10 protein-coding genes are annotated in these 9,492 nt (G+C 66.1%); 6 read left to right on the forward strand and 4 right to left on the reverse strand.

From position 1 onward, the window contains the following. Positions 1-99: 99 nt before the first annotated feature. The 3 genes from DSAT_RS06385 to rnd form a co-directional block, all read right to left on the reverse strand. On the reverse strand, positions 100-1,227 hold the full coding sequence (locus tag DSAT_RS06385) for a double-cubane-cluster-containing anaerobic reductase (protein WP_020885496.1): 1,128 nt from the start codon (positions 1,225-1,227) through the stop codon (positions 100-102). Between the two features lie 32 nt (positions 1,228-1,259). Then, the gene (locus DSAT_RS06390) at positions 1,260-2,036 is read right to left on the reverse strand and encodes an acyl-CoA dehydratase activase (protein WP_020885497.1); all 777 of its coding nucleotides are present in this window, start codon (positions 2,034-2,036) and stop codon (positions 1,260-1,262) included. Positions 2,037-2,290: 254 nt separating this feature from the next. Beyond that, entirely contained in the window at positions 2,291-3,499 is a 1,209-nt protein-coding gene (rnd, locus tag DSAT_RS06395) for a ribonuclease D (RefSeq protein WP_235695927.1), read from the reverse strand. Positions 3,500-3,670: 171 nt separating this feature from the next. Here rnd and DSAT_RS06400 point away from each other — a divergent pair, with 171 nt between their 5' ends. From DSAT_RS06400 to DSAT_RS15750, 5 genes are all read left to right on the forward strand, one after another. Continuing rightward, a complete protein-coding gene (locus DSAT_RS06400) occupies positions 3,671-4,255 on the forward strand; it encodes a hypothetical protein (RefSeq protein ID WP_040370912.1) in 585 nt (194 codons plus the stop codon). 1,131 nt (positions 4,256-5,386) lie between these two features. Beyond that, positions 5,387-6,154 carry an MBL fold metallo-hydrolase gene (locus DSAT_RS06405; RefSeq protein WP_020885501.1) on the forward strand — a complete coding sequence of 256 codons (768 nt, stop codon included), beginning with the start codon at positions 5,387-5,389 and terminating at the stop codon, positions 6,152-6,154. Continuing rightward, positions 6,151-7,023, forward strand: a complete 873-nt coding sequence (locus DSAT_RS06410) for an AraC family transcriptional regulator (protein ID WP_020885502.1) — start codon at positions 6,151-6,153, stop codon at positions 7,021-7,023. The genes DSAT_RS06405 and DSAT_RS06410 overlap by 4 nt, the downstream gene beginning before the upstream one ends. Before the next feature lie 9 nt (positions 7,024-7,032). Next, positions 7,033-7,731, forward strand: a complete 699-nt coding sequence (locus tag DSAT_RS06415) for an AzlC family ABC transporter permease (protein WP_020885503.1) — start codon at positions 7,033-7,035, stop codon at positions 7,729-7,731. Then, a complete protein-coding gene (locus DSAT_RS15750) occupies positions 7,728-8,033 on the forward strand; it encodes an AzlD family protein (RefSeq protein WP_020885504.1) in 306 nt (101 codons plus the stop codon). The genes DSAT_RS06415 and DSAT_RS15750 overlap by 4 nt, the downstream gene beginning before the upstream one ends. 42 nt (positions 8,034-8,075) lie before the next feature. On the opposite strand, the gene uxx1 is transcribed toward DSAT_RS15750, so the two are convergent. Then, on the reverse strand, positions 8,076-8,279 hold the full coding sequence (uxx1, locus tag DSAT_RS15830) for a UXX-star selenoprotein family 1 (RefSeq protein ID WP_084712780.1): 204 nt from the start codon (positions 8,277-8,279) through the stop codon (positions 8,076-8,078). Positions 8,280-8,448: 169 nt separating this feature from the next. On the opposite strand from uxx1, the gene DSAT_RS06430 reads away from it, so the two are divergent. Beyond that, complete coding sequence (locus tag DSAT_RS06430) at positions 8,449-9,381, forward strand: tetratricopeptide repeat protein (protein ID WP_020885506.1); 933 nt, start codon at positions 8,449-8,451, stop codon at positions 9,379-9,381. Positions 9,382-9,492 lie beyond the last annotated feature (111 nt).

Below are 9,492 nucleotides of genomic sequence, written 5' to 3' on the forward strand. Positions count from 1 at the left end.
GAAGCCGCGGGAGCGCAAAGTCTCTGCTTTGCGCTCGTAATACGCGAGGGATCGGCGCTTTCGCGGTAACGCGGCAGACGGTGCCTTTGGGGCGGTCTGCTAATGCATCATTTCAAGGAAGGCCTCAATGCGCACCTTGAGCTGCTCGGTGTCCGCCTCGGAGTAGTCGGTCTCGATCTGCAGATAGGGCAGGCCCTTGTCCTGCACGAAGCGGCGCACCTTGCCCGCCTCCACGTTGTAGGTGTGGCAGGCCTGCCAGGTCAGGTCCACCACGGCGTCGGCGGAGAAGTCGCGGATCATCTCGTCGAGCAGGTCGAAGCGGGCCGTGTTGGGCGACATGATGGAGCAGGGCGTGGCCAGGTAGCGCTCGGCCAGGGCCTCCAGGGGCGGCTTGTCCGTGGCCACGGGCAGGGTCTTCTTGTAGCCGGTGCAGTTCTCGAAGGCCACCACGCGCGCCCCGGCGTCCTCGATGAGCTTGACCACCTTGTGCGAGCCCATGCCCACGGGCACACCCGTGAGCAGCACGCGCGGCCCTTCGCTCGCGCCGTTTTGCGGCGCGGCCGAGACCTCGGCCACGATCTCTTCGAGCATGTCGATGATCTCTTCCTTGTCCGCGAAGAAGCCGCTCTTGAAGAGCAGTTCGAGCATGGTCATGCCGCTCAGCGGCGCGGGCTTTTGGCGTGAGAGATCCATCAGCCCCTTGAGCGCGGCGCGTTCGCGGTTGGCCAGGGCGATGGCCTTGGCCAGGTCGTCCTCGCCGATGGAGACGCCGAACTCCTTTTCCAGGCGTTCGACCAGCCGCCGCATCTCCGCCGCCCAGAAAACGCGGGCCTCTGGCAGGTGTGGGCCGTGCGGCAGATAGAGCAGGTGCAGCGGCTTGATCTCGGACATGTACTCGAACATCTTCTTCTTGCCGTCGCAGGTGGTGTCGGCCACGATGATGTCCGAGGCGCTGAAATAGGGGCAGGTGCCCTGCACGGCGAAGCCGTAGCTGCTTTTGATGAGCGGGCAGAGGTTGCGGGGCAGGGTCTCCTCGGCCGTGGCGATGGAATCGTTGCGCGTGCCGCACAGCACCATGGGCGCGGCCCCGGCGGCCAGGGCGATCTCCGCCGGGGAGTAGAGACAGTAGAGTCCGACGATCTTCTTGCCCTTCTCCTTGGCTTCCTTGACGACAAGCGGGTTTTTCTCGGCTGCGGTCTTCAGGCGCTCGACGGATGCAAAGGCCATGGATTCCTCCGGTGGTTTTGGTGTCCTTGGGGTCAGGTTGCGGTCTCGGCGGCGATCAGGGCCGCGCCGAGGGCTCCGGCGAAAGGGGCTTCGGGCGGCGCGTGCAGTTCGACACCCAGGCCTTGCGCGATGAGCGCGGTCATGTCCGGGTTGCGGGCCAGGCCGCCGGTGAAGACCAGGACGGGCACGAGCGGCACGCGGCCGGTGAGGGTCTTAAGCCGCCTGGCCACCGAGGCCAGGATGCCCGCCGCGAGGTCATCCACGCGCGCTCCCTGGGCCGTGAGGCCGATGATTTCGGTCTCGGCGAAAACCGCGCACATGCTCGACAGGCTCACGGGCTGGCCGCGCGCGGCGGCCGCCCCGAACTCGTCCAGGTCCAGGCCGAGCACGGCGGCCATGTTCTGGATGAAGCGGCCCGTGCCCGCGGCGCACTTGTCGTTCATCACGAAATCCTTGACCGAGCCGTCGGCGTGCAGGGCGATGAGCTTGGAGTCCTGGCCGCCGATGTCGAGCACGCAACGCGCCTCGGGCGTCAGGTGGCGCGCGCCACGCGCATGGCAGGTGATCTCCGTGACCCGCCTGGCCGCGAAGGGCAGGCTGACGCGGCCGTAGCCCGTGCCTACCACCGAGGCCACGTCGCCGCGCGCGAAACCGGCTTTTGCCAGCGCCGCTTCGAGCACCTCCTCGCCCGCCTTGGGCGGGGAAAAGCCGGTGGGGGCCTCGGCCAGGCCGAGAATCCCGCCCGTGGCGGCGTCGAGGACCACGGCCTTGGCCCCGGTGGATCCCACATCCACGCCCGCGACGATCATGCCGCCCGGCCTCGGGAGAATGTATTTGGCCGCAGGCCGCCAGTGGCCGCGGCTTCGGCGGGTGCTCCGTGACGCATGCTTCCTCCGGGAAAAGGTACGAAAGTAGTCCACGGGAAAGGGCGGATGCGTCAAATCGTTTGTCCCGATTCAAACGGGCAAACGTATCACGCTCCTTGATACGAGTTGGAGCAAAGGGAGGGGAAAGCGGCTACAGTCCGCGAAAACGGAGGGCAGGCAAGGCTCGGGAAACCGGATTATTTTTCCAGGGCCGCCAGGAGTTTGTCGCCGATCACGGCCTTGCGCCAGCCGCGCAGTTCGTCGGGCAGGGGGTTGGTCAGGTTCATGATCACGTTCTCCGCCAGTTCGGTGACGGACTTCTTGCGGGCCAAAAGCTCGGGCGGGAGCTTGAGCGCCTCGGCCGTCTCGGCCACCACGGGCCTGAGCTTTTCCACTAGGCGGCCGACCTTGCGCGGGTTGGGCGGCCGCACTGGGCGCACGGGCAGGCTCTCTTCGGGCGTCTTCATGATCTCGCGCACAATGCGGGTCAGGGTGCGGCCGTAGCGTCTGGCGAAGGACGGCTTGACCTCCTCCATCTTGGAGATGTCGCGCATGGTCATGGGCATGGCTTTGGCGATTGCGCGCAGGGTCTTGTCCTGCATGATGAAGGTGCGCGGCAGGTCGCGGCGCATGGCCTGGCGCTCGCGCCAGGCGAAGAGGTCGCGCAGCGCGCCCAACTCGCGGCGGTCGCACTGCCACAGACCACCGAAGCGCAGGTAGTAGTCCTCGGGCTCCACGTCTCGGGTGACCTCGCGGTTCATGCGCTCGATCTCTTCAAGGGCCCATTCCAGGCGGCCGAGTTTGCGCAATTCGCGGGTCAGGGCCCGGTGCATGGGCAAAAGGCAGACCACGTCCATGGCCGCGTAACGGATCTGGTTCTCGGAGAGCGGCCGGGCCAGCCAGTCCGAGCGCGTCTCGGATTTGCACATCTGCGTGCCGAAGAGGGTCTTGGACAACTGCTGGTATCCGGCCTGGAAGCCGAAGCCGAGAAAGGCCGCCGCGATCTGGGTGTCGAAGACCGGTCCGAGCGGCTCGCCCGTGAGGTAGGAGAGCACTTCCAGATCCTCGGAGCACGAGTGCATGACCTTGAGCACGGCGCGATCGCTGAGCACCCTGGCGAAGGGCGTCATGTCGCTCACGGCCAGGGGATCTATGAGCCAGGTGTTGCGCTTGTCCGCCACCTGGATCAGGCCGAGCATGGGGAAATAGGTGCGAACGCGCACGAACTCGGTGTCCACGCCGATGGCCCCGGCGCGGCGGAAATGGGCGCAGGCCTTTTCCAGCGCGGCGTCCGTGGCCACGAAACGGGGCCTGATTTCATCCTCGGCGACGATGGGGGATGGGGTCAGCGGACAATATTTGAGGACGGCACGTCCAATCAGTCGGCAGATGTTCAGGGCGTTCACGGCGCGCACCATAGCCTAAAGCGCTGCGATGCGCCAGATGCCTTGCGTGGTCCGGGTGCGCGGGCGGCACGCTTTTGTACTGCGAGGCTTTGTCTTGACGCCGTGCTGTTTCCTTTCCTAGGATGCGCCACCATGGATCGAAACCCCTTCGGCCTGCGCAAGGAGGGTCGCATGCGGCATTCACGCGTCTTATTCCTGGCCTTGTGCCTTCTCGCCCTGGCCGTGTCCGCCTTTGCGGACGCCACGGCCGTGGTCGAGCACGATTTCTCCAAGGGCGTTCCCGCGCAGTGGTCCACGCGCCAAACGCTTTCCATCGACGGTCTGACCGCGCTCGGCCCTTTCAACGAAAAAAATTCCGCCGTGCCCGGCAAGGCCGAGCTTACGCTGCGCGGCCTGCCCAAGAGGGACTACGTGCTCTCCTTCGATCTGTACCTGATCGGAAGCTGGGACAGCGAGGGCGACAAGCTGGCCGACACCTTCACCCTCTACGACGGCAACAACGGGATACTTCTACACATGACCGAGTTCCCCTGCGCCATCGAGAACAACGACGAGAGCAGGCCCGTGGGCCACAAGGGGCTCGTGCGCACGCAGCTTTCGGAACGTGAACTGGGCTACTGGGTGGTGCCGGTGCGCATCGCGGTGGAGAGCGATTCCTTTACCGGCGAGACGCTGAAGCTGGTTTTCTGGGGCAAGCCCACGGCGCGCCGGGTCGAGTCCTGGGCATTGGCCAACGTGCGCCTTGAACGGCCCTGAAACTTGGCAGACTGCCCCAAAAACACCATCTGCCGCGTTGCCGCGAAAAGTTCAAACCCTCGCGTAGCTGTACGACGCGTCGGCCTTGAACTTTTCGTGCGCCTTGCATCTGGTGCCTTTTGAACAGTCTGCAAAGCGGTGTTTTCAACGACCCCATGGCGGCTTGCCATGCGTCCGGAGACGGGCTATAGGCGAAGACGTTCGTTACGAATCGCACAAGCCATGGAGGCGGACATGGACTTTTTCTGGTTCCTTCTGGGTCTGGCCAGCGTGATCATCACGCTTCGCATCATCTCCACCACTTTCCAGGACTAGCAGTCTGTCCTAAAAGCGCCGTCTGCCGCGCTGACGCAAAAAGATCAAATCCTCCGGCATACTGCGCGCACGGAGGGTGTGAACTTTTTCTGCGCGGCGGGAGAGGGGCTGTCGGCCCGTTTTCGGGCCCTGAACGTCCGTGATGCGGTGTGCCTGCGCGCCGCGTCACGGACGTTTCGCGTCTGGGCGCGCGGCTTTTCGCATTCCCGCCCGATCCTGGCCAGCGCGGCAAATGTTTCGCAGCCGCTTGGCATCATGCGAACAGGCCTTCGCCGGGGCCTGGGATTTGGCAAATGCGTCATTCGTAACCTTCCAGTTTGCATTTTTGTGCATGTCTTCTCGCCTGTGCTGACGCATGGAGAATCAAGGCTTCGCCAAGGTATCGGCAGCCTCGACCCGTTGCGTGGCTGCTACAGGAAGGCGCTTTGTCGACGATTTTGTCGAAAAAATCCCACTCCCTGTGGGGCACTGGGTGTCCCTTGTGCCCGAATTTAAGTGTTAACATTTTGATATTGCAGATGTTGTTCAAAAAGTTGAGCGGCCTATCAGTCCTGGCACGCTCCCTGCTAAACCCTAGGTCAGGTCCGGCAGACCATACGCCTCCATTCACACAGACCCCGCCTTTACCTCTCTTTATAGGCCCCGTCCTGGGGCCTTTTCTCTTTACGTGCCGCGTGAATCCGGGGGCGTGGCGGCCGTGGACAACGGGGCCGCGCCCGGCTAGATTCATAGGCTTGCGACGGCGAAGCCCTGGCCGCGCCGCCGCGCATGGTCGGAAAACGACCAAGCCGATCGACGATTTGCGGGATGACGACGATGCGCATCTGTTTTTGCGGCGTGGGCGAGGCCGTGGACGAGCGCCTGCCCAACACTTCCCTCTACTGCGACGCGGGCCCTGGGACGCCGGGGCTGCTCTTGGACTGCGGCTTCACAGGCGCGCACGCCCTGTTCGCGGCCGTGCCCGAGGCCGCGGACACGCTCATCGGGGTCTGGATTTCCCATTTTCACGGCGACCACTGGTTCGGCCTGCCCGCCTTGCTCGTGCGCCTGCACGTGGACGGCCGCACGGCCCCGCTGCACCTGATCGGCCAGCCGGGCGTGCGCGAACGGGTGGAGACGCTCGTGCCCATGGCCTACGGCATTCTCCCCCGCCTCGCCTTTCCCCTTGTTTTTCACGAGGCGGCGCCCGGCGCTTCGCTCGACCTTGGGCCGTTCACGCTCTCGTTCGCCCTGGCGGGGCATCCCGAACCCGCCTTGGCCGTGCGCGTGCAGGACGCGGCGGGCGCGTCCGCGTTTTACAGCGGCGACGGCCGCCCCACGCCCGAAAGCCTCGAACTCGCGCGCGGCGCGAGCCTTGTTGTCCACGAGGCCTTCAGCCTGCACGGCGAGGTGGAGGGCCATGGCACGGTGGTCACGGCCTGCGCCTTTGCCCGCGAGGCCGGGGCGAAGGCCCTGGCCGTGGTCCACGTGCGGCGCGAGGAGCGCCATGCGCGCGCGGCCGAGATCCGTGAGATGCTGGCGGCCGAGAAAGGCCTTGCCGCATTCATGCCCGAGCCGGGCGACTGGCGCGAGGTGCGGCCGTGAGCCGGGACGCGGGACAGGCGACAGCGCCGATTCCGGAGAAGGCCCGTTACTGGCGCGACGGCTGCCTGCCGGGGCTGGAGCTTTTATCCGCCACCTTCGTCACCCATCGCTTCAAGCCGCACGTGCACGATACCTACGCCATCGGCGTCTGCCTGTCCGGGGCCGAGGGCTTTGCGCACCAGGGCCGGCGGCACGTGCTGACCCCGGGCTCGGTGGTGACCATCAACCCCGGCGAGGCTCACACCGGCGAGGCCGCCGTGCCCGAGGGCTGGGTCTACCGCATGTTCTATCCCCACCCGGACCTCGTGCGCGGCATGCTCGACCTGGGCGACGGGCCGCCGCCGTGCTTCTCCGCGCCCTTGGCCCACGACGCGCAGGCCGCCCGCGACGTGGCCCGTCTGCACGCCGCCCTCTCCGCGCTGCCGCTCGATCTCGCCCGGGCCGGGCTGTTTTGCGAGGTTTTCGGGAATCTCTTCGCCCGCCACGCCAAGGCGCGGCCCCACGGCGAGGAGGGAGAGCGGCGCGCCGCCAAGGGCGTCGAACGCGCCAGGGAGCGCATGGAGGCGGACTTGGCCGGAGAGATGCGGCTCGATGACCTGGCCGCCTTGGCCGGGCTCTCGCCCTGGCACTTCCTGCGCAGCTTCAGGCAGCGCTTCGGCCTCACCCCGCACGCCTGGCTCGTGCAGCGCCGCGCGGCCCTGGCCGCGGAGCACATGCGGTGCGGCATGCCGCCCGCCCAGGCCGCCCTGGAGGCCGGATTCGCCGACCAGAGCCATCTGGCCCGCCACTTCAAGCGCGTCTACGGGGTCACGCCCGGAACGTATGCGCGCGGCAATTTCGTACAAGCCGGGGATGCCGCCGCAGTGTAAACGGCGCGCATGCACGCGACTCCTTCCTTCACCCTCCAAGGGCTTCGCCGGGGCTTCACGGCCACATTGCCGCTCGGGCTTGGCGTCTTCGTCTACGGCCTCGTCTTCGGCGTGCTCTCGCGCCAGGCCGGTCTCACGGACCTCCAGGCCCTGGCCATGAGCGCCTTCGTCTACGCCGGGGCCTCGCAGCTTCTGGCCATGGAATTGTGGGGACCGGCCATGGACGTGGCGGCCGTGGTCCTGACCACGCTGGTGGTCAACCTGCGCCACGTGCTCATGGGCGCGGCCCTGGCCCCGTGGTTCCAGGGCTTCGGCCCGGCCAAGGCCTACGGCTCGGTCTTCCTCATGGCCGACGAGAACTGGGCCATGGCCATGGGGGCCTACGCGCGCGGCGAGCGCGACGGGGCCATCCTGGCGGGCGGTGGGCTTTGCGTCTGGGTGTCATGGTTCGCGGCCACGGCCGTCGGCCGTGTGCTCACGGGCGGTCTGGCCGAGCCCGAGGCCTTCGGCCTGGATTTCGCCTTCACGGCCGTGTTCCTGGCCCTGCTCACGGGCTTTTGGCGTGGCCGGGCCGACCTGCCGCCGTGGCTCGCCGCGGCCGTCGTCTCGCTGCTCGCCTGGGCCGTTCTGCCGGGCAAGTGGTACATCCTGGCCGGGGGACTGGCCGGAAGCCTTTTGGCCTACATGACGTACAAGGAGCGCGCATGAGCCCGGACATGAAGGCTTGGCTGGCCATCGCGGGCATGGCCCTGGTGACCTATCTGACGCGCGCGGCCGGGCTGTTCCTGAGCAGCCGCATGAACCTCTCGCCGCGCGGGGAGGCGTTTTTGGGCGCCTTGCCCGGATCGATTCTCACAGCCATCGTGGCTCCGGCCGTGCTGGCCCAGGGCACGCCCGAGGCCCTGGCCTCGGCCATTACCGTGGCCGTGGCCGCGTGGCGCAAGAACCTGCCCCTGGCCATGCTGGCGGGCGTGGTCGCGGTGTATGTGCTGCGCCTGATCCTGAATTGATAATGGTGAGTCCGGCGCACGGCCGGACCGGGTTCAAACCCCTCAGGAGCCCCCGGCGAAGCCCACCGTGACCTTGCCGCCCTCCACGATCACGGGCACGCGGCGCTGCCCGCCGGAGTGGGCAAGCATCTCCTCCATGTGCGCGGGCGAGGTCCTCACGTCCTTGTACTCGGCATCCGCATAGGCCGACCTGGCCTTGTCGGTGTAGGGTCAGCCAGCCTTGCCGTAGATGATCGCGCGGGCCATGGCGTCCTCCTCTCGATGGATTTGCCGTGAATCATAGATAAAACAGATGGGCGGGGCAACTTCGCCCACCCGTGTATTCTGGGTTGGTCTTCCTTGGGGGCGGGGATGGGTGTGCGGACTTGCCAGGATTCGCCGCCTTCGCGTACACCATCGGGCACGAGGAGAGCGCATGGCTTCAGGACAGGTGAGCGCAAAGGCGGAGGCCAAGGCCATCCGCGAACATGTCGCCAGGGCCAAGGCCTACGCGGGGCGTCTGGACATGGTCAAGGCGCTCGATTCGCTGTGCGAGGCCATGGAGCTTTACGTGGACACCAAGGTGGTGGGCCGCGAGAAATTCGAGATCACCATCCACCTCGACGAGGGCTTGCGCGCCTTTGCGGCCATGCCGCAGATGAAGAGCCTCTTCCCCTCGGGAATCGCGCTGCAAAAGGGCCAGGAAAAGAAACTCCTAGCCCAGCTCACAAAGGTCCGTGACAAGATCAGGGGGGCCATCGAACAGGCCGAATACGAAAAGATGTACGCCTACAAGCTGTCCATCGACCAAGCCCTGATCGCGGCCCAAAAGCTCATGGAGGAGGGGCAAAAGGACCAGGCGCGGCTGGCCTTTCGCAAGGCCTCCGAGAAGTTCGCTTCCGAGCCGGGCATCCTGCAGGACATCGGTTCGCGGCTGATGCGCGGCGGCATGACCGTCGAGGCGGTCGAGTACCTGGAGCAGGCCATCAAGGCCGACCCCCGCGACACGAGGCCCTACAGCCATCTCGTCACGGCCCTGGAGACCCTGGGCGAGTTTGAGAAGGCTGTGGCCGTGACAAAGGAAGCGCTCAGGAACTTCGGCCCCAACGACCGCGCCTACACCATCCTGGCCCGGCTGCATCTGGCCCTCAAACAATGGAGCGAGGCCTATGACATGGCCTCGGCCGCCCTGGATATGAATCCCTTCGCCCGCGACGCGGCCAAGATCGTGGAGAAGACCAAGGGCCGCATCTTCAGCCGTGCCGAGGCAGCGGGCAAGACCCAGCCAGACGACGCAAAGGGCGGAAAAACGGGCAAAAGCGACGACGAACCGCCGCCGGAAAAGAAGGTCTATACGTTCAATATTTAGTTGTCATTTCGTCATACCAAGCCGCTGAAAAAGCCCCATCTGCCGCGTTGCCGCAAAAGATTCAAGCCCTCGCGAATATCTTAGATCGGAAGAGCGGTTCAGCAGGAATGC

This window comes from Alkalidesulfovibrio alkalitolerans DSM 16529 (assembly GCF_000422245.1).
In the GTDB taxonomy this organism is placed as follows: domain Bacteria; phylum Desulfobacterota; class Desulfovibrionia; order Desulfovibrionales; family Desulfovibrionaceae; genus Alkalidesulfovibrio; species Alkalidesulfovibrio alkalitolerans.